Origin of the sequence: Mesorhizobium sp. Root554, from assembly GCF_001427025.1 — a bacterium.
In the GTDB taxonomy this organism is placed as follows: domain Bacteria; phylum Pseudomonadota; class Alphaproteobacteria; order Rhizobiales; family Rhizobiaceae; genus Mesorhizobium.
This window is the reverse complement of record NZ_LMGA01000001.1, coordinates 3,609,362-3,635,774: the sequence shown is the minus strand read 5'-3', so window position 1 is coordinate 3,635,774 and position 26,413 is coordinate 3,609,362. Positions and strand designations below refer to the sequence as shown.

Sequence of the window (26,413 nt, the reverse complement as noted above, 5' to 3'; positions counted from 1 at the left end):
TGCCGCTGTCAAGAACAAGCCATCAGCGAGGCGCCGCGCCCAGCGGCTGTGCGGTCCCGGCAATAAGTCCTCCCGAACCGTTGAGCCCGGCGAAGGATTCGCCGATGACCAATGAATGCGGAATGACCGCACCCGGATCGCCGGCGGCTGAGGCATCGTGCGATATGATGAAATCCAGCGCCGCGCTGCCTGCCCGGTCAAAGTTCATCTCGACCGTCGTCAGTCGAGGCGTGCATAGGGTCGCCAGCCGCGTATTGCCAAGCCCCATCACCGAAATCCGCCCGGGAATGTCGATCCCCTCGCCTCGAAGGTAATTTATCGCTCCGAAGGCGATCGCGTCGGACCCGCAGATCAGCGCACTGAAGTCGGGATTGCGGGCCAGCATTTCGGCAGCCCCGAGCGCTCCGGCCTCGGGAGTCGAATCGATGTTGGCGATCGCATAATCGACCATATGCCCCGACAGATAACTGGTCATCGCCTGCATCCGCTGCTTGGTCATGTCGTTGCGGGCCGGGCCAAGCAAAATGCCGATCTTGGTGTGCCCATTCTGGACGATGAATTTTGCCTTGGTTATGCCGATAGCTTCATTATCTGCTGAAAAAACAGGAACTTCTATGTTTCTAGGCATCAGCGAGGCGACAATGGTGCCGGCCCGGTTCAGTTCCTCGACGGTATCCGCAAGGGCCTTTTGATGCGTCCATTGGTCGAACCCGCCGCCGGCGAGGATGACGCCGTCCACCCGATATTCCAGAAGCTTGCGCAGATACTTGATCTCGAGCAGCGGATCGCGCTGCATGTTGCAGACGATGGCAAACGTCGAGTGAGCGGTCTCTGCTCGTTCGGTGACGCTTTCGGCGATGATGCCGTAGTGCGAGTCGAGCATATCGCCGATGACAAGCCCGACCACACCCTGTCTGCCACCGCGCAACCGCCTGGCCACGAGATTGGGAACATAGCCGACGAGCTTTGCCGCCGCACTGACCCTATCCTTCAGTTTCTGATCGACCGGATAGCCGGAATTGCGCATGACACGCGCAGCCGTACTGACGGAGACGCCCGCCGCTTTCGCCACCTCGATCAGGGTCGCGTTCTTTGTGTCCTTGTCGTCTGTCGCTCTGCTCAAGTGACTATCCATGCTGTTGGCGCCGGGGTGTCCGATGCGGCCGAAGCCCGCTGCAGTATGGCCGAACATAGCCTGTTAAAACAGGATAGACAACGTTGTCTTTCTTCGCTAACGTATTTGAAGAAGCCTGCTGCGATGGCCCGTGGGCAACAAGGGAGACCGCCGCGGGCCCTGCTGCGCCGGTATGCGTCGCTTGCTGCTCAGCCCCGGCAAAATACTGAAAAGTCCATAATACTTGGAGGAGTGAATGGGACAGATTATCCGCACCTTGGCCCTGGCCGCGACCATGGTCGTGTCTTCGGCAGTTTCGATCGGAGCAGCGAGCGCGCAGAGCGCCGACTATCCGAACAAGCCGATCAAATTCATCATTCCCTACGCCCCCGGCGGCGGCACGGACGCCGTGGCCGCTGCCTTCTCCGACAAGCTGGGCCAGAAACTCGGCCAGCCGATCATCAAGGAGAACCATCCCGGCAGCAATTCCGTCATCGGCACGGCCTTGCTGGCTGACTCCGCACCCGATGGTTATACATTCCTCGTCGTCACGGGAGCCTTCGCCAACAACCCGTTTCTTTATGCCAACCTGCCTTACAAGACCGAGTCGCTGACGCCGGTTTCGATTCTGACCTCCTACCCTTTCGTGCTGGGCGTTCGTAGCGACCTGCCCTTCAAGGATGTAAAGGAACTGGTTGACTACGCCAAGGCCAATCCGGGCAAACTGACCGCCGGCACATCCGGCCGCGGCGCCAGCGCCCAGCTGGCCTTGGGCCTCTTCAACGAAAAAGCAGGCATTCAGATTCGCGAGATCCCGTTCAAGGGCGCGGGCGAAAGCCTGAACAATGTAGCGGGCGGCTTCGTCGACATGGTGTTTTCAGGCTACGAGACGGTGCGCCCGTTCGTCGAAAGCGGAAAGATGAAGTTCTTTGCTCATACAGGCACCGAGCCCATGGGTACGGAAAAAATCCCGCCGATTGCCGCGACCGTTCCGGGGTTCGAGTATCAGAACTGGCTGGCGCTGATCGCACCGGCCGGGACCCCGGCTGCGATTACCGACAAGCTGAACGGCGCCCTCACCGAAATATTCGCCGAGCAAGACGTCAAGGACAGGCTCGCAGGCCAGAACATCGAGGCTATCGCCAGCACGTCGGCCGAGGCGAAAGACTACCTGGCAAAGGAGATGGCAACCAGCAAGGCCATCGTCGAAAGCATTGGACTGAAGCCCGAGTGAGCTTTTGAATTATCGATCGGCGTCGAGTGCTCTTTGCACACGACGCCGATTTGAGCGGGTCAGAGGACGTCAGGTGAGGTCGGTAAGGTGATTTCCAAATTAAACGGACGGGCCGATGTCGAGGCCGGGATACTCTTCACTTTGTTCGGGATCCTTACTGCAGGCTTGTCCTTGCAGTACCGACTGGGCAGCATCGCCACCATGGGCCCGGGGATGTTTCCCCTGATACTGGGGACCATCCTGGCAATCCTCGGCCTGGTGATCCTGACCAAAGGTCTGCTGGCGAGAGGTGAAAAGTCGAAGAGCCTCCCGCTCGGACCCGTGATCATGATCACGGCATCGCTTCTGGTCTTCGCATTCCTGGTGCTGCCGGTGGGTCTGGTCGCGGCTATTCCCGCGCAGGTGGTGATTGCGCTGTGGGCATCGGAACACTTCACCTGGAAACGGGCAGCCGCTTTGAGCGCCGGCCTGCTTGTCTTTTGCTACGTTGTGTTCGTCCATTTCCTCGGCATTGCCGTGCCGATGATCGCGGTTTGATCCGATGGAATTCCTTCACAATCTCGACATCGGTTTCGAGGCGGCTCTCTCGCTGACCAATCTAACCTTCTGCTTCATCGGCGTTCTTGTCGGAACCGCGATCGGAATCCTGCCCGGGCTCGGCCCCTTGGCGACGATTGCCATGCTTTTGCCGCTCACCTACGCGCTCGAGCCGGTTTCCGGCCTGATCATGATTTCCGGCATCTACTACGGCGCCCAATATGGCGGCTCCACCACCGCCATTCTGGTCAATCTGCCCGGCGAATCCTCAGCGGTGGTATCCTGTCTCGACGGGCACCAGATGGCGCGCAATGGACGCGCCGGCTCAGCTCTCGCCATAGCCGCATTGGGATCTTTCTTCGCCGGCACGGTGGCGACACTGCTGATCGCAGCGTTCTCGCCGGTGCTGGCGCAAGTGGCCTTCCTGTTCGGTCCGGTTGAATATTTCGCGATGATGGTGCTCGGACTGACCGCCGCGACGCTGCTTGCACACGGCTCGTTCATCAAGGGCGTGGCGATGGTCCTGACCGGCCTGATCCTCGGTCTTGTCGGAGCCGACGTGAACAGCGGAACCTACCGCTTCACCTTCGGCTCGTTTGCCCTGACGGAGGGCATCGAGTTCGTCGCCGTGGCCATGGGGTTGTTCGCATTCACCGACATCGTCGCCAATATCCGCAACGACCAGGCCCGCGATGTGACCGCGCCCTCGTTCGGCAATCTCTGGATGACCCGCAAGGAGTTCATGCAGGCGGCGTTCCCGGTGGTCAGGGGCACGGCGATCGGCTCGGTGCTCGGCCTGCTGCCCGGCGGCGGCGCGATGATCTCGTCCTTCGCGTCCTACGCCGTCGAAAAGCGCGTTTCGAAACGGCCGGAGGAGTTCGGCCACGGCGCCGTGGCGGGTCTGGCCGGACCGGAGGCTGCGAACAATGCCGGCGCCCAGACCTCGTTCATCCCGATGCTGACGCTCGGCATTCCCAGCAACGGCGTGATGGCGCTGATGATCGGTGCGCTGATGGTCCACAACATCGCGCCAGGTCCCTATGTCATGGTTTCGAACCCGGAAATCTTCTGGGGCCTGATCGCCTCCATGTGGATCGGCAACGCGATGCTGGTGGTGCTGAACCTGCCGCTCATTCCGTTGTGGGTGAGGCTGATCCAGGTGCACTACTGGATTCTCTATCCGATCATTCTCACAGTGTGTTGCGTCGGCCTCTTCAGCATCGAGAACCGGGTCCTGCCGATCTATTTCGCCGCGGGATTCACGCTGCTGGGCTGCCTGTTCTGGCGTATGCGCGCCGAAGCGGCGCCGCTGCTTCTGGGCTTTATCCTTGGGCCGCTGATGGAGGAGCACTTCCGCCGCGCGCTGCTGTTGTCGAATGGCGATCTGGCGATTTTCTACCGCAGCCCGCTCTCCGTCGCGATGCTGTCCATCGCGGCGGTGATGTGCCTGATCGTGCTGCTGCCGCAAATCCGCCGTGGCCGCAAGGAGGCCTTTGTCGAGGAGGCCTGATGGCAGCGGCAGAATGTGGCGTCAAACGGTCCGCAATGCGCCCGGCTCAAGAGCCATTCTTTTTCCATCGAAAGGACGGGTATGAGATTCATAAGTTTCGATCACAACGGCCGGCACGGCTTCGGGCTGCTGCGCGGCGACGGCGTCGTCGACCTGACGGGCAAACTGGCGCCGGAGATTGTCACGCTGAAACAGGCAATCGCCGCGGGCCTGCTGGCGCGTGCCGGCGAATGGACGGGCACGCCGGCGGACCTGCCGCTCGCCGATCTAAGCCTGCTTCCGGTCATTCCCAATCCGGGCAAGATCCTGTGCGTCGGGCTCAATTACGAAGACCACCGGCGCGAGACGAAGCGGCCGGATTCGGAATACCCGACACTCTTCACGCGCTTTGCGGATTCGCAGGTCGGTCACGGACAACCGCTGCTCAAGCCCTCCTTCTCGAGCCGCTTCGACTACGAGGCCGAACTTGCCGTCATCATAGGCGCACCGGCTCACGGAGTATCCGAGGAAGGCGCACTGGATTTCGTGGCCGGGTACGCCTGCTACAATGACGGTTCGGTTCGCGACTGGCAGCGCCACACCAGCCAGTTCACGCCGGGCAAGAATTTCCCCGCGACTGGCGGATTTGGACCGGCACTGGTTACGCCGGATGAAATCGGCGACTACCGGCAACTTCCCATCCGGTTGCGCCTCAACGGCAAGACCATGCAGGACGCCACGCTTTCGGACCTGATCTTCCCGATCGAAAAGCTCATCGCCTATTGCTCGGCGTTTACGCCGCTGTCGCCCGGCGACGTGATCGTCACCGGCACACCCGGCGGCGTCGGAGATCGCCGTGAACCGCCAGTCTACCTGCAGGATGGCGACCGCGTAGAGGTCGATATCGGCGCGGTCGGCTGCCTTATCAACGGCGTCGCGGTAGCCCGCTGAACAAGGCAGGGCCAGCAGGCCGAACATCGTGATGGCAAGCCAAAATCCCATGGAAACAACGACACTTGGGCGAACCGGACTTCAGGTCAGCGTCGTCGCCTTGGGCGCGGGCGGCCACAGCCGCCTGGGCTTGCGGACCGGCGCCACGGAAACCCAGGCCGCCGATCTGGTTCGCGCTGCCGTTGATCGCGGGATAACCATCGTCGACACAGCCCCGGTGTATGGCACCGAAACCGCAGTGGGCGCCGGACTGGCGCGACTGAGGGATGGGGTCGTGGTTTCGAGCAAGATCCGCCCGACGGTACCGGGGTCTTCCTACGAAAGCAGCGATTTCATCGCGCCCGCCATGGTTCGGGACAGTGTGGAGGCAAGCCTCAAGGCGCTGCGCACCGACCGCCTGGATATTCTGCACCTCCATGGGGTGCGCCCGCACCAGTACGAATACTGCCTGAACCACCTCGCGCCGGAAATGCTGCGGCTGCGGGACGAGGGCAAAATCCGCTTCCTCGGCATAACCGAAGGCTTTGGCGTCGATACCGAACGCGAGGTCATGCGGCGCGCCGTCCATGACAGCGTCTGGGACGTGCTTATGATGGGCTACAATTTCGTCAATCCGTCGGCGGCCGAGCTCATCCTGCCCGCCGCCAGATCAAACAGGCTGGGCGTCATGTGCATGTATGCCGTTCGCGGTGCGCTCGCGCACTCCGACAGCCTTAATATCCTTGTGGACAGGCTGATTGAACAGGGAGAAATCGATCCGGAGCAGCTCGACCGCAAGGCGCCGTTCGGCTTCCTGCTAGGCGGTGGCGTCGCCCACTCGCTTACCGAGGCCGCCTATCGGTTTTGCCGGCACACGCCCGGCATTGAGGTTGTCATGACGGGGACCGGAAATCTGACCCACCTGGAGCAGAACATCAAATCGATCTGCGGCAAGCCGCTTCCGGCCTCTGTCGTGCAGCGTCTTGGAGATATCTTCCGTCACGTCCGGACGGCCACCGGCGATCCTGTCTGAAAATCGAGGTCCGCCGCGGAGACGATGTCCTTCACAAGGCCTATGTGACGATCAACGGAGTGGATATGAGCGAACCTACCAGCGTCGATTTCGCAAGCCTTCTGGAAAGCCGCTACCGGGCAGCGCCATCCTTCGACCTGCCTGCGCTGAACCAGACCATCGAATGTCTGTTGAAGCACCGGTCCGTTCGCGACTTTCTACCCGATGCGCTCCCGGAAGCGACTTTGGAGACGCTTGTCGCCGCGGCACAATCTGCGCCGACATCTTCAAACCTGCAGGCATGGAGCGTGATCGCGGTCACCGATCCGGCCGTTAAGGCCAGGCTCGCGATGCTTGCCGGCAACCAGAAACACATCGAAGCCGCGCCCCTGTTCCTGGTTTTTCTGGCCGACCTGTCGCGGGTGGCCGCCTTCGGCGAGCGCCGGGAGATGAATATGGAGGGCCTGGATTTCCTCGAAAGCCTGCTGCTGGGTGTCATCGACGCCGCGCTGGCGGCCCAGAACGCCCTGGTCGCGGCGGAATCTCTGGGTCTTGGAACCGTCTGCATCGGCGGCATGAGGAACAAGGCGCTCGAGGTGGCAACGACGCTCGGCCTTCCCAGCAGATGCTTCGCGATATTCGGCCTGTGCGTTGGCCGACCAAACCCGAACCGCCCGGCCGCCGTCAAACCGCGGCTGCCGCAAAAGGCGGTCCTTCACCGCGACCGCTATGATGCCGGCGGGCAGGATGAAGCCATCGGCGGCTACGAGACCCGGCTTGCCGCTTTCAGGCGGGAGCAGGCATTGGACGCGATCAATTGGACGACGCAGATAACCAACAGGCTCAAGGACGCCAAAAGCCTGCACGGCCGCGACGTGCTACGGGAATCCTTGCGGCAGATGGGATTTCCTCTGATCTGAATTGCCGATGGAAGCAGATGCCGAAGCGATCTACCAGTTTCCGAATACAGGCAAAGCCGCGTCGGCTTCACAGGTGACGAGTGGCAAGCGTTGGCTAGTGGCGATGGAGGTAATGCGTCCCACGGTGCGGTCGGCAACACTGGTTAGACAAGCGCAGCCATAGCCGTGGTGGTCACTGTTGAAACAAACTGCTCGGTATCAAACCCAGGCACACGGTCCATTACGGCCGTCGTGGCCGGATTATCGTCGCCCTGTTTCGCCAGAACCCAGGTCCTGTCGCGATCAACCAGCTACCAGTCACCCGGTGTGAGATTTGCCAACCAGCCGCAGCGACGGCTGGCGCTGCCCGTAGGCTCCGGGCACCGCACCATGGGGAAAGAGCTGCCCATGCCGAAGCCTTCTGGATGCAAGACCAGCAGATCCTCACGCTCGACATATTCGTAGTTGGTCCCTTCTTCGCGAATGCGAATGAGGCTTTCCTCGGATGCGAAGTACACATCGCTGAACCTTCCATCGGGATAGATTACCGATGTTGCCGAAATCACGATAGGTTTGCCGCTCGCGCCGCAAGCCTCGCCGCGATCTACCCACTTGCCCTGCAATCGTTCCGGAACGTCGTCCGTTCCCGCAAGAGCGATCACAGGACTGACGGATACGCAGGCAGCAGCGAGCAGCAAACGAAGGAGCATCGGAACACCTCATGACTTGTCCGCCACGGACCAGCATCTTGGCTGCGAGTGCATCGGCGATCAATTTCCCGCGTTTCGCCACGCCGAACAATTCGATGAACGACTTACGTGATCGCCGCAAGGATTCGGCAGACCTATGCGGACGCGCCGACGTCGGACAGCGGCGAAGCCGGGACACGACGTTTCACTCCAACGGCCTTTCGCGTGCCATTGGAAGCTGACGTCATCGGCCTTAAAGGCGCGCGGTGATGCCACCATCGACCGCCAGGATGTGGCCCGTCACATAGGTCGCAGCGTCCGATGCGAGGAAGACCGCCGCTCCCGCCAGTTCCTCCACGTCACCCCAACGCGCCAGCGGCGTGCGATCCTCTATCCAGGCGCTGAAAGCAGGGTCGGCGACCAGTGCCGCATTAAGCTCGGTGCGGAAATAACCCGGTGCGATGGCATTGACACGGATGCCGTGGCGACCCCAATCCGTCGCCATCCCCTTGGTCAGCATCTTCACGGCGCCCTTGGAGGCGGTATAGGGCGCAATGCCGGGGCGCGCCAACTCGCTCTGGACCGACGCGATATTGATGATGACGCCGCGTCGCCGCGGGATCATGGCGCGGGCGACCTCCTGCGCGACGAAAAAGACCGCATCGAGATTAAGTGCCATCAGCTTGTGCCAGGCGTCCTCCGGAAAATCTTCCAGCGCGCCGCGATGCTGCATGCCGGCATTGTTGACAAGGATGTCGACGGGACCATGCCTGTCCTCGATCACGGCGATCGCACGCTCGACCGCCGCGCGATCCGTGACATCGAAGACACTGTATGCGGCGACAATCCCCTCGGATGAGAGGTCCGCAACTGCGGATGCAAGCGCCTCGGCGTTGCGACCGTTCAGGATGATCTCCGCCCCGGCTATTCCTAGGCCGCGGGCTATGGCAAGGCCGATCCCGCGGGAGCCGCCGGTGACAAGAGCCCGACGTCCGCCGAGGTCAAAGGGCTTGGTGCGCATATCCGATTCTCAATCCAGCTTTGTTCCGTTGGCAGCAGCGACAATATCGGAAATCATCGGCACGTAGTGGTCCGCACGGCCCGTTGCCGCGGCGCCGGCGAAAGTGTTCTTGACGGCGTTGCCGATCGGATTGGCCAATCCAGCCGCATCGGCCATGGCCTCCAGATAGCGCAAGTCCTTGGCCGCGTTGCCAATGGAGAATTTGTGCGCGTTCTCGTCGCGGTCGAGCACGTAGCGCATGAAGGTCTGGTAAAAACCACAGTCCATGCGGCCTCCGCGTATGACGCTGTCGAATGTCGCAGGCTCGATGCCAGACTTCCTCCCGAGTGCCAGTGCCTCGGCATATATCGCCGCGTAGCCGAGTGAAACGAAGTTGTTGAGCAGCTTCATCTTGTGGCCGTCACCGACCTTGCCGACGTGCACGATCTTGCCCGCCCACGCGGCAATGACGGGTTCGATGCGGGCAAAGACCGCATCGTCAGCACCAACCATGCAGTCGAGCGTGCCATCCATCGCCTCTTTTGGCGTGCGGGATAGTGGCGCGTCGGCGTAATCGACTTTCAAAAGCGCAAGTTCTGCCGCGAGCATCAAGGTTGAATTCGGATCGGACGTACTGCAGTCCACAATGGTAAGGCCTGGGCGCGCGCCGATTGCCAGGCCCGCTTCGCCCCGCACCAGCGATTCGACCTGCGCGGAACTGCCGACGCAGATGAAGACGATATCCGAGGCGGCGGCAACTTCGGCCGGCGTCGCAACCTCGCTGGCGCCCAGGGACAACAGGTCATCGACCGCATCACGGCGGCGGTGCGCCATGACAGTCAGGGGAAACCCTTTCGTCACAAGGTTGCGCGCCATGCCGTGTCCCATCATGCCAAGACCGATGAAACCCGTGCTGATGCGTGCCGTCATTGATCCTGCTCCACTGTTCGACCCGGATTGAACTGCGGCAGAAGGCGGCGTCAAAACGGCCGCCTTCCGCGAGGTTCGATCGTCCCCTATCCGTTATAGGAAGCGGCGTGCTGCTTTACTTTTTCCACGTCGTAATCGCTGATCCTGTCAATAAGATCGGTACGAACAATCTCATCGGCCTTGTCTATCGCCAGACCCAGGAACTTCGCCTCACGCACCAGTTCGTCGGCATGTATAAAGCCCATCTTGGTATCCGGATAGGGTGGCTCGAAATGCGCCATCCGGCGCTTGATCGGATAGAGCAGCGTCTTGAGCGCATCCTCTTCACTCGCGCCGCGCGGAGCCAGTTCCGGATACATCTTGAGGAAGACCTTGGCCCCGGCCTCGGGATTGGCGAGGATAAATTGTGAAGCCCGCGAGATGGACCGACCAAAGCCCACGGCAAGCTCCTGGTTCTTTTCGATGAAGTCGCGATTGGCGGAAACGTAGAGACCGCCGATCATCGGCGTCTTCTCGGGACGCGCAAGGATACGGATCGGTATTCCTGCCGCCTCCACCTGCCCGAAGCCGGTGTCGAAATAGGCCAGTGCGTCAATGGTGCCGCGTTGCAGCGCCACGCCCGCCGGGACGCCAGCGCCCGTCGCGACCCAAGAAACGTCCTTGTCGGGATCGACGCCGACATTCGTCAGTGCCGCGCGGGCGATCGGATAATCGGTCGTGCCAAGCGCCGACACCCCGATCGTCTTGCCCTTCAGATCTGCGTAGGTCTTGGCTTCGGAGTCCGGCAGGACGGCGATGTCCCAGCGGTACGGGTAGCACCATTCGTAGAAATTCTGGATCGGCGGCAACTCACCCTTGGCAAAGAGCGGCAACTGGAAAGGTCCGGTGCCTACGCCAAACTCCACATTGCCCTTGTCGAGCGCGATCTGCACGTTGGAGTTTGATCCGAGCATGATCGGTTCGAGTTGAAACCCTTCCTCGGCATTGTAGCCAAGGCCTTCCGCGATGATGGAATTCACCACGGAGACATTCATGGCGGTGACGCTGATGCCCCAACGGACCTTTCGCAGGGTCCCTTGAGCCAAAGCCGGCGCGGCCAGGGCCATCGCAGCGGAACCCGCTGCCAGTTTGAGAAATTCGCGACGCGTGTTGTTCATAGTTTCCTCCCTTGATAATTCTATCGATCGAAACCCCGCGGCGAGCGCATCTACCAACGGATGATACGGGCCTTGAGCCAGCTGATCCCCAGATGCATGGCCACCCCCACCGCGCCAAGGATCACCAGCACCGCGAAAACCGTTGGGACGTCGGTCACGGCCTCGGCCTGCATGATGGTGACGCCGATCCCCTGCTGCGCGCCGAGATATTCCGCCACGATGGTTCCGAGCAGGGCGTAGACGATGCCCATTTCGAGGCCGGCGAAGATGTAGGGCGCGGCAGAGGGGAGTTTGACGTTCCAATAGGTCTCGAGGCGGGAGGCCGACAGGGATTGCATGAGGTCGAGGCGCCCACGCTCAGTCGACTGGATCCCCGCAAAGGTGTTGACCAGGACTGGAAAGAACGTCAGCAGCGCAGCCATCGCGATCTTGGAGCTGTCACCGAATCCACACCAGATCACGATCAGCGGAGCGATGGCGACCTTCGGCAATGACTGCAGCGCGAAGGCGTAAGGCATCAACAGTTTTTCCACCGTGCGGAATTCGGCCATGAGGGAGCCAAGGACGATGGCGAGAAAGCCGCCGATGAAATAGCCGATCGCCGAATTCGACAGCGTGCTCCACAGTGGCAGGTAGTAGCCGGAGCGATCCGTGACAGGCACCAGAAGACCGTCGGCGAGCGACCGAACCACATCCTCGATCGATGGCAGCACATAGCTGGGAATACCCGTGCCGTGGACGAGCAGTTCCCAGCCGCCGAGCACGACGGCGAGCCCTGCCATGCTGATGAGGCTGCTGCGGCCCGGCCATCGCTTGCGGTTGGGTCGGCGCTTCTCCTGCGGCGCCGAATTCATCGACGCATCGGCGATCCTGCTCATTTGCCTTCTCCCTCGTTCAGCAGCTTGCGGACCTGGTGCGAAAGCTCAATGAAGGCAGGATGGCCGACAGCGTCGGCGAAGTCGCGAGGACGGTCGAGCGGGACCGTCAGATCGGCGATGACCCGGCCTGGGCGCGGCGACATGACCAGGACACGATCGGCAAGGAATACCGCTTCGGAAATCGAATGGGTAATCAGCACAATGGTCTTGCCGGTCGCCAGCCATATGCGTTGCAGTTCGGCATTCATCCGCTCTCGGGTCAGCGCGTCGAGCGCGCCGAAGGGTTCATCCATCAAAAGAACCTTGGGTTGGCGAATGAGGGCCCGGCATATGGCGGCGCGTTGCTGCATGCCGCCCGACAGTTCATTGGGATACTTGGCCCCAAAGCCGCCCAGCCCGGCCATGTCCAGCAATTCTTCCGTGCCTAGCGCCGGACCGCGCTGCTTGCCGCCAACACGCAGCGGCAGGCTCACATTGGACGCGATTGTGAGCCACGGCAGCAGCGTGGCATTTTGGAAGACGACGCCGACATCACGAGACGGCCCGCTCACCATATGGCCGTTCAGTTCGATGCGGCCACTATCAGGCAGGTCGAGGCCAGCCAGAAGTCGCAACAACGTGCTCTTGCCGCAGCCCGACGGCCCGACGATTGCAATGAATTCACCGTCGCTGACATGCAGGTCCGTATCGACCAGGGCGGTGACTTCGCCGCCATCGGCCGTGGGATAGGTGCGACGCAGTTGCCGTACCGCGATCATCGCCTGTGTTGTGTGCTCAACCGCAGTGTCGACTGCAGGGGTCGAGTGGGCTGAAACGAATGTCATCGCCTGACTTGCTCCTTCGTGCGCGGCTGCGTCGCCATTGAAAGGGAACGATTCTGGAAGTTGAGCTCCAGACCCTGTCGGGGCCATTCGAATGCGGCAAGTACGCCCGTGCCCGACAAGGTGACGAAAGCCGTGCGCATGTCCGGATCGCCGAAACAGATGTTGGTGGTGAAAGGATCCGGCATGGCGATGTGCTCGACCAGGTGTCCGCGCGGCGAGACGACCGTGATGCCGCCATTGATCATTGTGGCAATGCAGACATTGCCTTGAGCGTCGATCGCCATGGAATCCAGGAGCTGATATCCAGGCAAACCAATCAGCAACTGCTCGATGCCGCGAGCGTGGCGCTGTGCGGGCGCTATCTCGCCCGGTCCGACCAGATCGAAGCTCCACACGCGCGCCGTGTTCGTCTCGGCAACGTAGAGCCTGCTCTCGTCCGGTGAGAGCGCTATGCCGTTGGGCTGCATCATGGGATAGACGATCTCGCGGATCTGCGCGCCATCGACGCTCGCATAATAGATGCCGCCATAATCCATGTCGCGCTTGCGGCGCTTACCCATGTCGGTGAACCAGAACCCGCCATCCCTGTCGAAGACGATGTCGTTGGGACCACGCAAAGGACCCGACGGACCGCGATCGTAGAGGACCGACACTTGACCGGTGGCGAGGTCAATCTTTTCGATGCGGCCGCCCGCATAGGCGTCCGCTTGACCTAGCGCGACGAGCTGCCCGTTCTCCCGGGTCCAGTTCTGGCCGCCATTGTTGCAAACATAGAGGCATCCGTCAGGGCCAAGAGCCAGACCATTGGGACCGCCGCCCGTTTCGGCAAGGGTGCTCTTGGTGCCATCCGGGGCGATGCGGGTGATGCGCCCGGCAGCCATTTCGCCCACAAGCAGCGTGCCGTCGTCAAGCGCTACCGGCCCTTCAGGAAATTCCAGCCCCGATGTGACTGCCCGCACCGCCGCTCTGGTGACCAAGCGACCCTCCCCAATATTTTGTTTTGTGCAGAGTGCCGGGCAAGTCCATACTCGTCCAATACCGTTTGGCTTCGAAGGTATAACGTGCGCTCATGTTGACGTTTCGACAAATGATGATCTTCCGGGCCGTCATGGAGGCGAACACCCTGACGCAGGCGGCGCGGGCTATGAGCCTTTCGCAACCTGGCGTGAGCAAGAGCGTCCGCGACATCGAAGGCCTGCTCGGATTCCCGCTGTTCCGGCGTCAAAGTGGAAGGTTGACCCCGACCAAGGAGGCCCGCGCGCTTTATGGGAACGTTCTTGTGGCTCTCAGAGGCATGGATTCCGTGAGCCGGGCGGCAGAAAACTACCGTGACGCGCGCTCCGGCTACGTTCGCATCGCCGCGACAGCTACGCTCGCGCACAGCCTTGTGCCGCCGGCGATCGAAGATTTCCGACGGCGGCGACCGGCGGCACGCGTGGTCCTTTATACGGGCATCAATCACGAGGTGGTGCGAATGGTGGCCGATCTCGAAGCGGATTTCGGCCTCGTGCTGATGCCGACCAACCATGCAGGTACAGAGGGGCGCGATCTTTGCGCAGCACGCTTGAAGGCCGTCATGCCGGCGGGACATCCGCTGTGCGCTCTGGAGACCGTGGGTCCGCACGATCTAAAGCCTTACCCGCTTGTCAGCTATAGCCGCACCCAGCCCATCGGCCTTGAGATCGATGAACAGTTCCGGCAGGCCGGGATCGAACGACAGATTGCGATTGAAATCATCCAGTCCGCGACTGCCTGCAGCATCGTCGCGGCTGGCGCCGGCGTCGCGGTTGTCGACGGTTATTCGCTGGTCAACGGGGCGTTTCCTGATCTTGAGGTCCGCCCATTCATGCCGGCGGTCGACGTGGTTGCCCGCATCCTGATGCCGCCGGCGCAGGAGCCGACCCGCCTTGCCAGGGCGTTCCTGCATGTCTTGGAAGAAACCGCCGCGAAAGCGGTGCAAACGGGTCTGATGACATCGGCTTCTGGAAGCACCTGACGGCGCTTCCATCGCCAGATGGGTTCGGTAACGCGTTCATCATCACCGGACAGGATCGGCTACGAGGTGACCATGCAGCAGCTGGAAATGCACAGCTGGCGATCACGTCTCGCCGTCGAAGCGGACGGGATACGTGCCGGAAAATTGAATAAGCCCGCCCCGAAGTTTTCGGGGCGGGCTTATTCACAGTGCGGTATGACAAACGCGCAGACCTGTCCATGGCGAATGTCAGGGACGAAGGCTCCAGTGAACCCAAGTGACCTTATCTGCTCGGCGCAAGCACTTACTTCCGGCGCTTACACCCAATGACGTCATCTGCTTGCCGGATCAGAGGTTGGCGAGCAGATCGTTGATGCGGCTTTCCGCGCTGGTCAGGGCATCATCGACGGACTTGTCGCCGTTTATGGCTGCGCCGGCTTCCTCGCCGATAATATCCTGGATCGGGAACTGGCGCTGGACGGCGGCCGGCAGCGAGCGGCCGGTCTGCGCGATCTCCGCGATGTTTTCACGATGCGGCAGCGCCTTGAATTCCGGCTTGTCGAAGACGGCCTTGACGGACGGCAAATGGCCGGTGCGGGCCCATTCGTAATCGTTGTCGGCGAGGAACTTGAAGAGCTTGCCGATCGCCGCCGTCTGCTCCGGTGTGCGATCCTTGTGCGGCAGAACCCAGCTGTGCCCATCGGCATAGGTGCTGTCGCGGCCGGGATAGAGCTGCGGAACCGGGTAGACGGTGTAGCCGTTGGCGAGCGGGGTTCCTTCCTTTTCCGACTGGGCGACGTAGTCGCCGATCAGCCAGGTGCCGTTGACGGCAATGCCGCCATCGCCATTCTGGAAGGCCGTTACGGCGGCCGCATAGTCGAGCCCCGTCGTGGTCAGGCCCTCGTCCTTGATCTTCTTCATGAATTCAAGGGCGGCCTTGGCTTCCGGCGTGTTGAGCTTGATCTTGGTTGGATCGGCGAAGAAATCGGAATTCTGCTGCTGGAGCAGCGTGTAGAGGATGCGGGTGTAGGCGGCGGTTTCGTTGGCGTAGATCTGGACGAGATAGGGCTTGCCGGTCTTTTCCTTGAACTGCTTGCCCTGGGCGATCAGTTCGTCGGCCGATTTCGGCAGGATCGGCGTGCCGTCCGCGTTGACCAGGCCCGCTTCCTTCATCAGGTTCAGATTGACGTGGAAGAGCATTGTCCAGTTGTCGAAGGGCAAGCCGAACATCTTGCCGTCCTTGGTGACGCCGTCGCGGGCGGCGTCGGTGAAGCTGTCGGGCGAAATGCCCTCGGCGGAAAGAACCTCGTCGACAGGATCGATCAGGCCGCGCGACTGGTAGTCGGAGATGGCGGAATAGTGCATCGACACCACGTCCGGCGCAGCGCCCGAAGCCAGCTGGGCGTTAAGCTGGTCGTAGCCCGGCCATTCGACCGTGGTGACGTTGACGTCGATATCCGGATTGTCCGCCTCGAACTTGTTAACCAGCGAGGTGATGATGCCGCATTCGCCGACCGCCTTGGAGACGTCGGTGACGGTTCCGTAGTCAGCATCGCAGGCGCCGAAGAAGCGCTGCAGCTCGATCTTCGTCTCGGCCTGCGCCGGGGTGCCACAGCTCAAAGCGATCAGGGCTGCCGTGCTCAATAGAAAACGTCTCATGGTCTGTCTCTCCGGTTGAAGGGGCCTTGCCCCCGGTTGAACTTGCCGCGGCCGGTTTGCTCCCGGCCGCGGCCGCAATCACTTCACGGCGCCACCTGAAACCGCGGTGACGATATGGCGCTGAAAAATCAGGTAGACGATCAGCACCGGCAGGCTGGCGAAGACGGCCTGGGCGCTGAGGAAGCCGAGCCCTTCGGTCTGGGCGAAGTTGATCTGCGACGAAGCAATGCCGATGGTGAGCGTGAACATCTCCTTCTTCGTGGCGGAGATCAGCGGCCACCAGTAGTCGTTCCAGGCGCGCAGGAAGGTGAAGATGCCGAGCGTCGCCTGGGCGGGCAGCGTCAGCGGCAGGAGCACCTTCCAGAAGATGCGCAGCGGCGAGGCATTGTCGAGCAGCGCCGCCTCGTCGATCTCCCTTGGGATCGCCTTGAAGAACTGGGTCATCAGGAAGACCCCCAAGGCAGATGACAGATCGGGCAGGATCAGGCCGACATAGGAATTGTGCAGGCCGGCCCAGTTGAACATCTGGTGGCGGGCGATGATGACCGCCTGCTCCGGCACGGCGAGACCGAAGAGCACGATGACGAAGATCGTCCTGCGGAACGGAAATTCGAGGCGGGCAAAAGCGTAGCCGGCGAGCGACGACAGGACGAGCACGCCAAAGGTCTGCCCGGTCGCGACCACGAGGCTGTTGAAGAACCAGCCGAAGACCTGAGACGAGTGTAGAATGTTCAGGTAGTTGACGAGCGTGTAGGGCAGCTCGAAAACGGAGTCCGTTCCGAGCTTCAACTCCATATTGTCCTTTATCGACAGGCCGAGGAGCCAGGCGACGGGCGCCATCATCGCGACCGACAGGACGGCAGCAATCGTCAGCGGCGTGCGGTTGGCAGTCATGTTTTCGGGACGATAGGTGGACCGATCCGCGCTCACTCGGACGCCTCCGACTTGCGGGCCGAAACCACATACTGCGCCATCGCCGCCACAAGAATGATGAGGAACAAGAGTTCGGAGGCCGCCGCCGCCTTGCCGACGTCCCATCGCAGGAAGCCAACCTCGTAGATATACATGACCAGCGGGCGCGACGTGCCGTTCGGGCCGCCATTGGTCATCAGTTGCGCCTGACCGAACAGTTGGAACTGCATGACGATCTGGATGACCGCGACCAGCATGATGGTGCGGGCGATCGAAGGCACCGTCACGCGCGTCAGCACCCGCCAGGGGCTGGCATTGTCAAGGGCCGCGGCTTCATAGAGATCGTTCGGAATCTGTTGCAGGGCAGCCAGAAACAGCATCATCGGCAAGCCGATACACCACCACACGGTGGCGACACCGACGGAAAACAGCGACCAGCCGCTCGTCGACAGGAAGTTGACAGGCTGGACGCTCAAAGCCTCGGAAAGGACGGCCAGAAGTCCGTCGCCAGGGATGAAGACGAAGCGCCAGATCAGCGTGACAATGGTCACCGACAAAACGGAAGACGAGAAGAACAGGCCGCGCAGGAACGAGGTCATGCGCGTCGTCCTGTTGAGTGCGAGCGCCAGAAACAGCCCCAGCGCCACCAGCACCGGAACGCTCACCAGGACAAAGACAATGGTATTGCGCAGCGCCTGCAGGAAAACGGGATCGACCAGGACACGGCCATAATTTGCAAGGCCGACGAACCGGCCTGGCCCGAAAAGATCGACCTTGTGCAGGCTCAGCCACACGCCCCAGAAGAGTGGAAAGGCGAGCAGCACGACAAAGACGGCGAGATAGGGAAGAACGAAAAGGCCATTGCTCCATTGGCTGCGGCGATAGCTTTCGGCCATATCAACCGCCCTCCCCATGATGGGCGGCGCCGGCGGCGTCGAAAAGATGAATGGCCGAAGTGTCGAGCGCGATCTGCACCATATCGCCGCTGCGCGCTTCGCTGCGTCCGTCGGCTTCGACCGTCAGCTTCGTTCCATCCGTGAGATGTCCGTAGATCAGGGTCCGGTCGCCAAGGCGCTCGACGACTTCGGCCTTGAGCGGAATGCCCGGCTGGCCAGCCGGCAACACGGTGACGTCTTCGGCCCGGATGCCGAGGCTTGCGCCGCTCAGCGAAAAGCGCGAAGGCGGGCGGATGACAGCCCCAACACTCCCCAAGCCACCGGTTTGGATCGTCAGCATCTCGCCATTACTCGTGGCGCTTTCGACGGGAAAGAAGTTCATGGCCGGCGAGCCTACGAAGCCGGCGACGAAGCGGCTCGCCGGGCGCTGGTAGATCTCCATCGGCGTGCCGATCTGCTCGATCCTGCGGTTGTGCAGGATGACGATGCGGTCGGCGAGCGTCATCGCCTCCACCTGATCATGCGTCACGAAGATCATCGTGCTGCCGAGCCGGGTGTGGAGCTGGGCGAGCTCCAGCCGGGTGCGCCCACGAAGAGCCGCATCGAGGTTCGAGAGCGGTTCGTCGAACAGGAAGGCCTTCGGCTCCTTGACGATGGCGCGCCCGATCGCCACCCGCTGGCGCTGGCCGCCCGACAGCTTTGCCGGCTTGCGACCGAGAAGATGGGCGATTTCGAGCGTCGCCGCCGCCTGCAGGACCCGGCGTTGGATTTCCGCCTTCGGCAACCCGATATTCTCGAGGCCGAAGGACATATTCTGCGCCACTGTCATATGCGGATAAAGCGCATAGGACTGGAAGACCATGGCAACGCCGCGCTGGCCGGGCGGCAGCGTATCGACGCGTCGCTCGCCCACCGAGATCGAGCCTTTCGTCACGTCCTCAAGGCCCGCGATCATGCGCAGCAGCGTGGACTTCCCGCAGCCCGACGGGCCGAGGATGACGACGAACTCACCAGCCCTGATGGACAATGAAATATCGTCCAGCACCGTCAGTTCGCCGTAACGCTTGGTGACGTCGGTGATTTCGATGGATGCCGACATTGTTCCTCCTCCCAGCCGAGCCGGCCTAGGCCCCAAGCCGGATCATCCGGTAGCTCAGCGGCGTGATGCTGGCGACAAGACGGCCGCCCGCTGCCGATGCGCCCGAGGCATCCCTGGGCGCTATCGTCTCGGCGCCCGGACCATTGACGGCGCGCAAATCGTGCCCCTCCATCACTTTGTCCATGATCACCTTGCGGTCGCCGAAACCTTCAAGTGCGAGTTCCAGATCGACCGCTTCCGTCTGGTGGCGATTGACGATGAACAAGGTCAGCGCGCCGTCCGCCCCGGTTTCCACGGCGGCGACGTCAAGGTAGGGAACGCTTGCGGCGAATCCGGTTGAATATCCGGGGCACTCCAGCGACAGGTTCAGCGCCTTGCCGCGGCCATATCTGGACGCGTAGGCATAGGGGAAGAAGGTCGTCTGCCGCCAGGCCGGGCCACCCGGAACGGTCATGATCGGGGCGATGACGTTGACGAGTTGGGCCAGGCAGCCGACCTTCACGACGTCCGACCGGCGGATGAAGGTGTTGAGTATGCAACCGACCTGCAGCACGTCCTCGAAATTGTAGATGTCTTCCAAAAGCGTGGGGGCATGCGGCCAGCCGGCTCTGCCTTCCACCACCTTCCGGTCGGCCTCGCGCGAGTGGTACCAGACGTTCCACTCGTCGAAGCTGATGTAGACGTCCTTCTTGGAGCGCTTTTTGGCTTTGGTATAAGCAATCACGCCGGCAATGGTGGTGATGTAGTCGTCGAGACGCGCGTTCTGCGCAAGATAATCTGCTGTGTTGCCTGCGTGATTTTCGAAATACATGTGCAGGCTGATGTAGTCGATGACATCGTAGGTGTAGTCGAGAACCGTGGCTTCCCAGGCGGGATAGGTCGCCATCTTCGGTGATGACGAGCCGCAGACGACGAGTTCCAGCGACTTGTCGAAGGCGCGCATGGCCTTTGCGGTTTCAAACGCTATACGGCCATATTCGTCGGCCGTTTTCTGGCCGATCTGCCAGGAGCCGTCCATCTCGTTGCCGAGGCACCAGATCCTGACGTTCCAGGGATCTTCCCGGCCGTTCTTGCGGCGCAGGTCCGACCAGTGGCTGCCACCCGGATGGTTGACGTATTCAAGGAAGGCGCGAGCGGATTCGAGGCCGCGCGAGCCAAGATTGACGGCCAGCATCATGCTTGTGTTGGCGGCCTCTGCCCAATCGGCGAACTCGTGGATACCGACCTGGTTGCTCTCGGAGCTGTGCCAGGCGAGGTCAAGACGCACCGGACGTTCCTCGCGTGGACCGATGCCGTCTTCCCAGTTATAGACCGAAACGAAATTGCCGCCGGGATAGCGGACGATCGGAACATCGGCTTCACGGACGAGGTCGATGACATCCTGCCGCATGCCGTTCTTGTCGGCCGTCGGATGGCCCGGCTCGTAGATGCCGGAATAGACGGCACGACCAAGATGCTCAACGAAGGAGCCATAAAGCCGGGGATCAACAGTACTGACGACGTAACCGCTGTGAGCGGTTCCGACTGCGCGCATACGTGCTCCCCGCGTGCTCGAAAAGGAGATTCATATCAATAAATTGCACAGGACGGTGCGAGCGTCGAGGATTATCTGACGGACGAAATGAGCGCGGAAACGTCTATCCGAACGACCGATGGCGGCCACGATCTGGTCGGGCTGTCACGTCGTTGAACGCACCTTCGGCGCCAGCAACAACCGGTTCAAAGCCGCTTTTCGCGTCGCCGGCGCATTGTTGGGACACCCATAATCCACGACTTAAGGCTGGACACTTCGGCATCGTACCGGCATGTTGCCGCGTATCAAAAATACCGCCAATACAAGATTTTTGCGACAAATTGAGACTATCGCCTCATCAGGTCCATTCTGACGAAGGCTTCAGGATTGCCTTTTGCATAGGGCGTTATCAACAACGGGGGTTGGCGTGCCGGCTGAAGAATACGTAGCTATACGAGATCGCGAAACAGCGGCCCATCTGATGGCCTTCACTGCCGGAGTTCGCAGCGATCCGCCGTCATGCCTCCTGCAAAACCCGCGGGATTCTGTCGATTTCCTGCTGGCGCAGCGTGTTGTCGGGCGGCTTATTACCGCTATCGACAAAACCGGAGATCCAGCATTCGGCGAAGTTCGGCAAATCGCCCTGGAAACCTATGACAAGTGGACCGGTCATTTTAACTTCCTTTTGGAAAAGCTCGCCAAATTTATAAAGCTTTACTGCTACGACATGGATGTCGTTCTTTTTAAATGTCATTGCTTTTTCTATACGAATGACTTCAACATCCGGGCGACCGGCGATCTGGATATTGCCGTATCGAAGCCAAGCGTCCTGCTCGAGCGGGTCAACGCTGATAATATACCGCATCTCCGAGACCGGCTGCCGTTGCACGAAGTCGCCAACCTCGATTTCGAAGGCGCGCATATCGACCTGCACCGCTACTACCCGGCCTGGGAGATCACGCCCTACATAACGCATCTGGTTGAAGACGGCGGCGGATGCACGCTGAGCACCCACCGCGCTCATGAAACCGGCCTGCCCGTCGCGGAGTTGATCGCGAATGGCCTGGCGGTCGACCCACACGGCGCACGTTTCTTCGTGCCGTCGCGGACCACGGCCGCGACCATCACGCTGGCGGCCAGCCATCGGGACTTCGTCACGCAGGCGGCATGGTATCTCAAAAACCATCCGCCGCAGCGCTTGTCGGATCTCTGCGAGGTCCGGGATGCGCTGGATGATCCTGGTTTTTCGAAGGCGGAGTTCATCGAGCTTATCAAGCGGCAAGGCTTGCGGGACGCGCTACGGTGGTTTGCCGGCAACACCGAGGAGATCCTCGGCGACACAAGGCTTTCGGCGATCTACCGCGAGGCGTTCGGCGATGTTGAGTCCAGCGCCATCGGGGACGACTGGATGCTGCATCTGGTGGCCGGCGGCTTCTGGCTGCCCTTCACCCGCGATGCGGTGCGCGACCTGACAATCCTCGTCCCGACGCACGAGGTGACCGACAGCCTCAAGGTTCCGGCGATGACGCTGGCCGACGGCGAGCGCAAGGTCTTCGCGCTGGATGATCCGGCCGTGCAAAAAGAGATCGGCGTCGTGCTTGTCGGCCATACGCTGCTCGACAACCACACGCTGGAAATCAGCCGCGACGGGCTGGTGCTTTCCCTGGCGTTCAAGGCGGGCGTCGAGATTCACATAGAATATCGCTCCTACTTCGAACTCAACGGCGAATGCCTAGAATGGGACAATCTCTATACTCCTGAAGTTGAGTATCTTTGCGGATCCGAGGCCGCCTACAAGGCCATGGTCGGCAGTTCCTACGAACCGGGTTCGAGGATGATGCGGCTGCAATACAGACTCCCGGAAGATCAGCGCGATGATGAGCTGAACATGGTGGTCGCCGTGTCGGCGCCTGCCATGCCATGGGAATCCGAGCGCGGCTACATGGCGGCGCTGCGAATCCGGCTGACGTGATCTGTCCGCCGGCGACAAATTTGTCGCCTATTGCGCGCCTCCTGCCACAACCGGTCTCAAATAACCCGATGAAAAGCGCAGCGCCGCCTCTTGCGGCGGCTGCGTTGATTCGCGTTGCCGCCAAATGCTCCGCAGCAAAATCATTCAACAAAGCAAATTGACGTGATATAATCCAAGATTAGGTGCTACATCGTGGGTAAACAGCGGCCCGAACAACAAGCTCGACTTGCATGGTCTGCGATATCGTCAAGTAGGCATATCAAAGGCAGCTTGACTATACCGATGCAATGATTTGCAGTGGATGCGGCGGTAAATATAATATACAATATAAAATGATAAAGCATCCAAAAATAGAAATGTCTATTTGGGAGGATATGACACATGGATGCCTATTTGGTCAGCAAGACGTCCCCTACCCAGCGCGACGACAAGACTTCGTCAGCCCTGTCTGCTTTGCAGAATTTTGTGGTCCTTGTCGGAACGGGAAAGAGCGCGCCCGTTTCGAATGAAATTTCTGCAGATGAGCAGAAAAATCTGGTCGGATTACTGCAAAAATATCATTTATCATATTTGTTTGCTAAATTGGGTGCCGACTATAATCTATTGAGTATAAGAAACGATATTCAATATAATGCTGAATCTGCCAAGCAGCGAGGACGCATCTTCGCTGCAGAGATGGTCGAAATTCTGGATCTTTTTCGCTTGCGGCAGATTCCATGCTCGCCGTTCAAAGGGCCGTTTCTGTCAGCGATGCTGTACAATGACAGCTATGCGAGAGATGCCTCAGACATCGACATCCTGATCGAGCCGCACCAGGCAGCGCAGGTCGATCGCTTGCTGCGCGACCGCGGATATAAACAGGACGGGTTTGAATATTTCTACGACGGAAACGCGCCCGAGTGCCCGGATTTTCCGCTGCAGACAACCAGCAGACGCGGGCTCGCGGGCTATGGACGCACCGTGGATGACGTGCCTGTGTTCATCGAGATTCATACCTCTGTTCGCTATCTTTCACGATCGGGCCAGACGGCGATCCTGATGCGGCGCAAGCCTTATGATCTCGACGGCTTCAAAGCACTTGGCCCCGATTACGACTATGGCCTCCTGCTTTTCTTCATGGATAAATACAAGGACCTCGAGCACAGCGATTTCTTTGGTTTAAGAGATATAATGGATATTTATTGCTGCATTAATTTGCTGCCAAAGGAAATTTGGGCAAAGACAATCAAGCTTGCAGAAGACTATGACTGTCTGGAGCGTATCTGCGACGTCGTCAGCGCCGTGACTGATAGCGGCCTTCAGCTACCGATTTCCGCCGATTCGTTCTGGAGTACGGGCGCTCCCGTCTCTCTTCCTTCGCCCGCCAAGTTTCCCTATTTGAACTGGGACATTCTGCTGTCTCCAAACATGAAGGGCGCATGGCACGTAGGCAGGCAGCACCGGGCAAGGCGCTACCTTGAAAATGGTCCTTTCCTCACGGTCGCCGGCGAACCGGAAAGTCTGGCGCCCGATCAGGAGAACCCGATCGAAAATGAACTCGGTATCGACCTGAGATGCCGCATTCATCTCGTCCACGACCGCATGGCCGTGGAGATCATTTACCCCGCCGGGGCGCTGGATTTCATTGGCAGCCATGCTTTGCGCGTTTCGCTGTCCCGTCCCGACGGCGGCGATCCCTATCCCGGACTTGGTTATGTCGCTGTGTTCGATAGGGCCGGAACGGTAACGCTCAGACATCTGTCCGGCTGGGGGCTGGGGCCGCCCGACAGCGTCACCGACGGGAGCTGCGCAGCGATGCTGGAGCATGAAGGTGGCAATATGCTGCAACTGCTGATGGCTTCGCCGAGCGCGGAGGGCTGGACCAAGTCGCTTCCTATCGTCCTCGAATTCTCGATCCGTCGATCGTACTATGCTTTCCCCGACAATGCCGGGTTCGCGTTCTACACCGCCGGCTCGAAAGGCCCGCTGGTCATTCGGGCGGAGTGAAACAAAAATGGCTTTCGAAAGCGACGGCGAACCGCCAAAAAACATCCTGATAACCGGCATATCCGGCAGCATCGGGCAGAAACTGTACAGTCACCTGCAACAGCTCGAACGATACAATATCACCGGGCTCGACAAGGAGGCGAGCAGCGGCGGGATCCATAAGGCTGACCTGACGGATGCGCCGGAAACCTGGAGTAAATACCTGAGCGGCATCGACACCGTGGTGCATCTGGCTGCCTACGCCAGAAATTACGCATCCTGGGGTGACGCCATCGGTCCGAATGTCGATGGGCTTCTGAACCTTTACTGCGCGTGCCAGAAGCAGGGCGTAAAAAGGGTCATTTTTTCCAGTTCCGTCTGGCCGATGGCCGGATATCGATTTGCCGACAACATCATTCGGGGCGACACGACCCCTTCGCCCATGAATGCCTATGGCGCGACCAAGACCTTCGGCGAGCGCGTCGGGCGCAGCTTTCATGAGAACTACGGAATCGAAACTGTCGTTCTACGGCTGGGGGCCTGTCTTCGGCAGAATAATCGCCCCAGCGTTCAAATGGTACGCGGCGACTGGCAGCAGAGTCATTGGCTCAGCGACCGGGACATGTGCCAGGCGTTCCAATTGGCGATCGAACGTCCCAGCCCCGGCTACGGCGTGTACAATGTCACGTCGGCGATAACCGGGTCTCGCTGGGATATCCAAAATACGCGTGATGAACTGGGTTATTCCCCCCAGGATCAACACACGGTGCGCGTGACTGCCACCCGCAAATTCCAGGCATTTGTCGCGCGTGTCTCGTTTGAAAAGCTGCCGTCGCTGCTGAAGCGGATTGTCCCGCCGACCTGGTAGCGATCGAGCGGCGCCCGGCTGCTTCATGAACGAAAGAGAGCCACGGTCATGACCGGGCTCTGTTTCAGGGTCGGCGAATTTACTCCGCCCCGGCCAGCGTCAGCTCGCTTCCGGTGATGGCCTCACCAATATTGGGATTGCCTTTGCCGGTTTCGATCAGTGCCTTCAGGCTGCCGTTGATGTAGGTCCGCCACCCGTCGGTGCAGGCGTCGTAACATTCGTTTTCAGGGACGAGGCCGACATGGGTGAACCTGACTTCGGTCCTGCCGTCGCGCCGGGCGATGTCAAACACCATATCGGTATCCTTCCACTCGGTGTCATCGTCGGTGAAGCTGAAATAATTCTCGGCGACGTGCCAGGCAACCCTCTTGCCGACGACCAGTTCCGTCACTTCGATCTCGCAACGGTGCAGGTCGCGGAAGCGGTATTTGTAGCTGACGCCCACTTGATCGGTCGCACCCTCGACGTTTTCCGACCACCAGCCCCGGACATTGTTGATGGCTGTGAAGACCTCCTCCGGCGTCTGATCAACCGAAAAGCTCGTGGTGTAGCTCTGCTGCGTATTCATGGGATCGCTCCTGGTTAAGTTGAGGACCCGACTATGATCAATCGCCGCGGCGGTCGAGAGTTACAAGTCTGGCGGGATTCGGCGCTATATCGACGCCAACCCAGCCTTCAACACAAGTCGCTGGGCGCTCATCCTCACAGAGGCTGAATATCAGGCCGAACATGTCCAACGACCCGCAAATCCACCGATCTCATCCTATCTGAAGGAATCCACCTGGGCGGCTTCCCACGATCAATCGTATCGGACCGGTTGCTGGAAAAGCCTAGGAACCTTAAATCGCGACGTTCGTTTTG

24 protein-coding genes are annotated in these 26,413 nt (G+C 60.5%); 10 read left to right on the top strand and 14 right to left on the bottom strand.

From position 1 onward, the window contains the following. Positions 1–22 precede the first annotated feature (22 nt). Positions 23–1,123 (bottom strand): LacI family DNA-binding transcriptional regulator, encoded by a 1,101-nt coding sequence (locus ASD44_RS17520; RefSeq protein ID WP_162246436.1) that lies wholly within the window; start codon positions 1,121–1,123, stop codon positions 23–25. A gap of 247 nt (positions 1,124–1,370) precedes the next feature. Here ASD44_RS17520 and ASD44_RS17515 point away from each other — a divergent pair, with 247 nt between their 5' ends. From ASD44_RS17515 to ASD44_RS17490, 6 genes are all read left to right on the top strand, one after another. Further along, the gene (locus ASD44_RS17515) at positions 1,371–2,348 is read left to right on the top strand and encodes a tripartite tricarboxylate transporter substrate-binding protein (protein WP_056114895.1); all 978 of its coding nucleotides are present in this window, start codon (positions 1,371–1,373) and stop codon (positions 2,346–2,348) included. Between the two features lie 87 nt (positions 2,349–2,435). Next, entirely contained in the window at positions 2,436–2,885 is a 450-nt protein-coding gene (locus ASD44_RS17510) for a tripartite tricarboxylate transporter TctB family protein (protein ID WP_056114892.1), read from the top strand. 4 nt (positions 2,886–2,889) lie between these two features. Then, entirely contained in the window at positions 2,890–4,395 is a 1,506-nt protein-coding gene (locus ASD44_RS17505) for a tripartite tricarboxylate transporter permease (protein ID WP_056114889.1), read from the top strand. Between the two features lie 81 nt (positions 4,396–4,476). After that, positions 4,477–5,325, top strand: a complete 849-nt coding sequence (locus ASD44_RS17500) for a fumarylacetoacetate hydrolase family protein (protein WP_056114887.1) — start codon at positions 4,477–4,479, stop codon at positions 5,323–5,325. Positions 5,326–5,425: 100 nt separating this feature from the next. Further along, complete coding sequence (locus ASD44_RS17495; protein WP_162246435.1) at positions 5,426–6,337, top strand: aldo/keto reductase; 912 nt, start codon at positions 5,426–5,428, stop codon at positions 6,335–6,337. Between the two features lie 65 nt (positions 6,338–6,402). Beyond that, positions 6,403–7,236, top strand: coding sequence for an NADPH-dependent oxidoreductase (locus ASD44_RS17490; RefSeq protein ID WP_056114881.1), 834 nt, complete (start codon positions 6,403–6,405; stop codon positions 7,234–7,236). Between the two features lie 290 nt (positions 7,237–7,526). Here ASD44_RS17490 and ASD44_RS17485 read toward each other — a convergent pair whose 3' ends face one another. The 7 genes from ASD44_RS17485 to ASD44_RS17455 form a co-directional block, all read right to left on the bottom strand. Then, on the bottom strand, positions 7,527–7,925 hold the full coding sequence (locus ASD44_RS17485; RefSeq protein ID WP_056114879.1) for a hypothetical protein: 399 nt from the start codon (positions 7,923–7,925) through the stop codon (positions 7,527–7,529). Between the two features lie 232 nt (positions 7,926–8,157). Then, a complete protein-coding gene (locus tag ASD44_RS17480; protein WP_056114876.1) occupies positions 8,158–8,925 on the bottom strand; it encodes a glucose 1-dehydrogenase in 768 nt (255 codons plus the stop codon). Between the two features lie 9 nt (positions 8,926–8,934). Then, positions 8,935–9,834, bottom strand: a complete 900-nt coding sequence (locus tag ASD44_RS17475) for an NAD(P)-dependent oxidoreductase (RefSeq protein ID WP_056114873.1) — start codon at positions 9,832–9,834, stop codon at positions 8,935–8,937. An 86-nt stretch (positions 9,835–9,920) separates the two neighbouring features. Continuing rightward, on the bottom strand, positions 9,921–10,991 hold the full coding sequence (locus tag ASD44_RS17470) for an ABC transporter substrate-binding protein (protein ID WP_056114870.1): 1,071 nt from the start codon (positions 10,989–10,991) through the stop codon (positions 9,921–9,923). Positions 10,992–11,041: 50 nt separating this feature from the next. Beyond that, positions 11,042–11,869, bottom strand: coding sequence for an ABC transporter permease (locus ASD44_RS17465; protein WP_056114867.1), 828 nt, complete (start codon positions 11,867–11,869; stop codon positions 11,042–11,044). After that, positions 11,866–12,693: an ABC transporter ATP-binding protein gene (locus ASD44_RS17460; RefSeq protein ID WP_082542527.1), complete on the bottom strand. Its 828-nt coding sequence runs from the start codon at positions 12,691–12,693 to the stop codon at positions 11,866–11,868. The genes ASD44_RS17465 and ASD44_RS17460 overlap by 4 nt, the downstream gene beginning before the upstream one ends. Continuing rightward, positions 12,690–13,670: an SMP-30/gluconolactonase/LRE family protein gene (locus ASD44_RS17455; protein WP_200946431.1), complete on the bottom strand. Its 981-nt coding sequence runs from the start codon at positions 13,668–13,670 to the stop codon at positions 12,690–12,692. The genes ASD44_RS17460 and ASD44_RS17455 overlap by 4 nt, the downstream gene beginning before the upstream one ends. A gap of 110 nt (positions 13,671–13,780) precedes the next feature. On the opposite strand from ASD44_RS17455, the gene ASD44_RS17450 reads away from it, so the two are divergent. Next, positions 13,781–14,689 (top strand): LysR substrate-binding domain-containing protein, encoded by a 909-nt coding sequence (locus tag ASD44_RS17450; protein WP_056114860.1) that lies wholly within the window; start codon positions 13,781–13,783, stop codon positions 14,687–14,689. A 327-nt stretch (positions 14,690–15,016) separates the two neighbouring features. On the opposite strand, the gene ASD44_RS17445 is transcribed toward ASD44_RS17450, so the two are convergent. From ASD44_RS17445 to ASD44_RS17425, 5 genes are all read right to left on the bottom strand, one after another. Then, positions 15,017–16,327, bottom strand: coding sequence for an extracellular solute-binding protein (locus tag ASD44_RS17445; protein ID WP_056114857.1), 1,311 nt, complete (start codon positions 16,325–16,327; stop codon positions 15,017–15,019). Between the two features lie 78 nt (positions 16,328–16,405). Next, complete coding sequence (locus ASD44_RS17440; protein ID WP_056116461.1) at positions 16,406–17,221, bottom strand: carbohydrate ABC transporter permease; 816 nt, start codon at positions 17,219–17,221, stop codon at positions 16,406–16,408. Between the two features lie 32 nt (positions 17,222–17,253). Further along, on the bottom strand, positions 17,254–18,135 hold the full coding sequence (locus ASD44_RS17435) for a sugar ABC transporter permease (protein WP_056114853.1): 882 nt from the start codon (positions 18,133–18,135) through the stop codon (positions 17,254–17,256). Between the two features lies 1 nt (position 18,136). Then, complete coding sequence (gene ugpC / locus ASD44_RS17430; RefSeq protein WP_056114851.1) at positions 18,137–19,234, bottom strand: sn-glycerol-3-phosphate ABC transporter ATP-binding protein UgpC; 1,098 nt, start codon at positions 19,232–19,234, stop codon at positions 18,137–18,139. Positions 19,235–19,259: 25 nt separating this feature from the next. Beyond that, positions 19,260–20,768 carry an alpha-N-arabinofuranosidase gene (locus ASD44_RS17425; protein ID WP_056114848.1) on the bottom strand — a complete coding sequence of 503 codons (1,509 nt, stop codon included), beginning with the start codon at positions 20,766–20,768 and terminating at the stop codon, positions 19,260–19,262. Positions 20,769–21,228: 460 nt separating this feature from the next. Between ASD44_RS17425 and ASD44_RS17420 the strand changes: the two genes are divergently transcribed. From ASD44_RS17420 to ASD44_RS17410, 3 genes are all read left to right on the top strand, one after another. Continuing rightward, positions 21,229–22,719 carry a hypothetical protein gene (locus ASD44_RS17420; protein ID WP_056114845.1) on the top strand — a complete coding sequence of 497 codons (1,491 nt, stop codon included), beginning with the start codon at positions 21,229–21,231 and terminating at the stop codon, positions 22,717–22,719. Between the two features lie 381 nt (positions 22,720–23,100). Next, positions 23,101–24,705, top strand: coding sequence for a nucleotidyltransferase family protein (locus tag ASD44_RS17415; RefSeq protein WP_082542525.1), 1,605 nt, complete (start codon positions 23,101–23,103; stop codon positions 24,703–24,705). Between the two features lie 7 nt (positions 24,706–24,712). Next, the gene (locus ASD44_RS17410) at positions 24,713–25,552 is read left to right on the top strand and encodes an NAD(P)-dependent oxidoreductase (protein WP_056114838.1); all 840 of its coding nucleotides are present in this window, start codon (positions 24,713–24,715) and stop codon (positions 25,550–25,552) included. Between the two features lie 79 nt (positions 25,553–25,631). On the opposite strand, the gene ASD44_RS17405 is transcribed toward ASD44_RS17410, so the two are convergent. Then, complete coding sequence (locus ASD44_RS17405) at positions 25,632–26,120, bottom strand: SRPBCC domain-containing protein (RefSeq protein WP_056114835.1); 489 nt, start codon at positions 26,118–26,120, stop codon at positions 25,632–25,634. Between the last annotated feature and the right edge of the window lie 293 nt (positions 26,121–26,413).

What these genes read in the sequence shown, in the direction of transcription:
- ASD44_RS17425 (WP_056114848.1), bottom strand. Translation starts at nt 20,768, where the DNA reads ATGCGCGCAGTCGGAACCGCTCACAGCGGTTACGTCGTCAGTACTGTT.
- ASD44_RS17500 (WP_056114887.1), top strand. Translation starts at nt 4,477, where the DNA reads ATGAGATTCATAAGTTTCGATCACAACGGCCGGCACGGCTTCGGGCTG.
- ASD44_RS17435 (WP_056114853.1), bottom strand. Translation starts at nt 18,135, where the DNA reads ATGGCCGAAAGCTATCGCCGCAGCCAATGGAGCAATGGCCTTTTCGTT.
- ugpC (WP_056114851.1), bottom strand. Translation starts at nt 19,234, where the DNA reads ATGTCGGCATCCATCGAAATCACCGACGTCACCAAGCGTTACGGCGAA.
- ASD44_RS17490 (WP_056114881.1), top strand. Translation starts at nt 6,403, where the DNA reads ATGAGCGAACCTACCAGCGTCGATTTCGCAAGCCTTCTGGAAAGCCGC.
- ASD44_RS17450 (WP_056114860.1), top strand. Translation starts at nt 13,781, where the DNA reads ATGATGATCTTCCGGGCCGTCATGGAGGCGAACACCCTGACGCAGGCG.
- ASD44_RS17445 (WP_056114857.1), bottom strand. Translation starts at nt 16,327, where the DNA reads ATGAGACGTTTTCTATTGAGCACGGCAGCCCTGATCGCTTTGAGCTGT.
- ASD44_RS17440 (WP_056116461.1), bottom strand. Translation starts at nt 17,221, where the DNA reads ATGACTGCCAACCGCACGCCGCTGACGATTGCTGCCGTCCTGTCGGTC.
- ASD44_RS17480 (WP_056114876.1), bottom strand. Translation starts at nt 8,925, where the DNA reads ATGCGCACCAAGCCCTTTGACCTCGGCGGACGTCGGGCTCTTGTCACC.
- ASD44_RS17405 (WP_056114835.1), bottom strand. Translation starts at nt 26,120, where the DNA reads ATGAATACGCAGCAGAGCTACACCACGAGCTTTTCGGTTGATCAGACG.
- ASD44_RS17460 (WP_082542527.1), bottom strand. Translation starts at nt 12,693, where the DNA reads ATGACATTCGTTTCAGCCCACTCGACCCCTGCAGTCGACACTGCGGTT.
- ASD44_RS17465 (WP_056114867.1), bottom strand. Translation starts at nt 11,869, where the DNA reads ATGAGCAGGATCGCCGATGCGTCGATGAATTCGGCGCCGCAGGAGAAG.
- ASD44_RS17470 (WP_056114870.1), bottom strand. Translation starts at nt 10,991, where the DNA reads ATGAACAACACGCGTCGCGAATTTCTCAAACTGGCAGCGGGTTCCGCT.
- ASD44_RS17515 (WP_056114895.1), top strand. Translation starts at nt 1,371, where the DNA reads ATGGGACAGATTATCCGCACCTTGGCCCTGGCCGCGACCATGGTCGTG.
- ASD44_RS17420 (WP_056114845.1), top strand. Translation starts at nt 21,229, where the DNA reads ATGGCCTTCACTGCCGGAGTTCGCAGCGATCCGCCGTCATGCCTCCTG.
- ASD44_RS17410 (WP_056114838.1), top strand. Translation starts at nt 24,713, where the DNA reads ATGGCTTTCGAAAGCGACGGCGAACCGCCAAAAAACATCCTGATAACC.
- ASD44_RS17505 (WP_056114889.1), top strand. Translation starts at nt 2,890, where the DNA reads ATGGAATTCCTTCACAATCTCGACATCGGTTTCGAGGCGGCTCTCTCG.
- ASD44_RS17475 (WP_056114873.1), bottom strand. Translation starts at nt 9,834, where the DNA reads ATGACGGCACGCATCAGCACGGGTTTCATCGGTCTTGGCATGATGGGA.
- ASD44_RS17415 (WP_082542525.1), top strand. Translation starts at nt 23,101, where the DNA reads ATGGATGCCTATTTGGTCAGCAAGACGTCCCCTACCCAGCGCGACGAC.
- ASD44_RS17485 (WP_056114879.1), bottom strand. Translation starts at nt 7,925, where the DNA reads ATGCTCCTTCGTTTGCTGCTCGCTGCTGCCTGCGTATCCGTCAGTCCT.